Annotated in this window: 1 pseudogene; it reads right to left on the bottom strand. The window is 37.8% G+C overall.

The annotated features are described in order from the left end of the window. Positions 1 to 278, bottom strand: a pseudogene (locus tag SB775_RS28790) (hypothetical protein); the annotation flags it as partial. Positions 279 to 286: the final 8 nt, after the last annotated feature.

The following is a 286-nucleotide window of genomic DNA, read 5'->3' as shown; positions in this document are numbered from 1 at the left end:
CATAACCTCACTTTACAAAAATAGGCTTGAGCTAGCTTTAACTTGCCCGTTTTTCTGTCTCTCTTAAACACAAGATATTCCGCACAATCACAGACTTTTTCAGCTTTTTTCAGAAAATAAGGAGAGCCAGTGCGCTTTTCCAACGCCTCATAATGAGCCGAAATAAGTGACGATTTCATCTTTTTTCCTCGCCAATCCCGCTTTTTTCCTGTTGCGGTTTTGTCCTCAAGGATGGTATAATCTGAATTGAAATCACCAAAATTGTATGTATTACACATAAAAAAAC

This window comes from Peribacillus sp. SIMBA_075 (assembly GCF_046534585.1).
The sequence above is the reverse complement of the archived record's forward strand: the minus strand, read 5'-3'. Positions and strand labels throughout refer to the sequence as shown.